Raw genomic sequence first — 1,568 nt, 5'->3', positions numbered from 1 at the left:
ACTAAAACTTCCCACACCTCTAAGGTGTGCTGAACCTTGAAAATTCAATATTTCAGCCAATAAAAAAGGCATAAATACATTCCGTTTGGTATAATGGAATTGTCGAGAAACCATTTTTACAAAGGAGATTTATGCCATGTCCATTTTAACACAGAATAGCACCAATGAGGTAGCATTACTTGACTGTATTCAGAGATTTTTTTCAAAACATCATGTGGGTGAGCTTTTGAAAAAATGTAATGGAACAAAAGAGAAAGGTGTTCCTGCTATCTCTATTCTGAGATACAAACTTGGCAACATCTTTGTGGGTCGGAGCATGTATATGCAGCAGCGTACCGGATCTTTTCATGAAGATTTCTCCAAGAATACCTTTTATCGTTTCCTGAATTCTTCAAAGACTAACTGGCTTCGTTTTACCTCGCTTCTTGCTGCCGATATCGTCAACAACGATATCAAAGAACTGACAGATGAATCCCGAAAAAATGTATTTATCATTGATGACAGTCTTTTCAATCGTACCAGTTGTAAGAAGACTGAGCTTGGTTCAAAAGTCTTCGATCACACCGGCATGAACTACAAAAAGGGCTATCGCATGCTTACATTAAGCTGGAGTGATGGAAACACCCTGATCCCTGTAAACAGTTGTCTTCTGGCTTCCTCTAAGGAATCCAACATTATTGGCCCAACGAAGGTATTTGATAAAAGAACGCTTGCCGGAAAACGTCGGAAACTTGCTCAAACCAAAGCGCCGGAGGCCATGATGACTCTTCTGGATACTGCAGTTACGGCCGGATTATCTGCGGATTATGTCCTTTTTGATTCCTGGTTTGCCAATCCAGCCCAGATAATGGAAATCAAATCAAAAGGGATGGACGTGATCGCCATGATCAAGAAGAGTTCACGTATTAAGTATGAATACTACGGCGAGCGGCTTAATATCAAGGAAATCTATTCCAGAAACAAGAAGCGCAGAGGAAGATCCAAGTATCTGCTTTCCGTTGATGTAAAGATTGGAAAAGAAAACCCGATCCCGGCTAAAATCGTCTGTGTCAGAAACAAGGCTAACCGTAAGGACTGGCTTGCTTTTGTATGCACAGATACGGCTCTTTCCGAAGAAGAGATCATTCGTATCTATGGAAAACGCTGGCAGATCGAAGTATTTTTCAAAACCTGTAAGTCCATGCTTAATCTTATCGGTGAATGTCATAGCTTATCATATGATGCGCTGACCGCCCATACAGCAATCGTGTTTACCAGATATATGCTGCTTGCGATGGAGCAGCGACAAAATGAAGATCAACGCACATTGGGTGAATTATTCTTTTTCCTGGTAGACGAAATGACAGATATTACTTTCTGTCGCGCCCTTGGCATCCTAATGGATGCTTTAAAGGCAAGCCTTCAGGAGATTCTGAAATTAAGCGACGAACAAATCTCCGCTTTCGTTGCTGATTTTGAGAGCAGACTTCCAGAATATCTGCGCGATGCGCTTCATACACAGGTTGCAGTGGCATAAATCGCTATTTTATTAGCTGAAATATTGAATTTTCAAGGTACAAATCCCATTT

1 protein-coding gene is annotated in these 1,568 nt (G+C 41.0%); it reads left to right on the top strand.

Annotation, left to right across the window (positions count from 1 at the left end):
* The first annotated feature begins 136 nt into the window (after positions 1-136).
* Positions 137-1,516, top strand: coding sequence for an IS4 family transposase (locus ACTNA4_RS16005; RefSeq protein WP_441031157.1), 1,380 nt, complete (start codon positions 137-139; stop codon positions 1,514-1,516).
* Positions 1,517-1,568: the final 52 nt, after the last annotated feature.

The organism is Bariatricus sp. HCP28S3_A7 (genome assembly GCF_052066375.1).
Taxonomy (GTDB): domain Bacteria; phylum Bacillota; class Clostridia; order Lachnospirales; family Lachnospiraceae; genus Allocoprococcus.
Note: the sequence above shows the minus strand (reverse complement) of the source record. Positions and strands in the feature narration are given on the sequence as shown.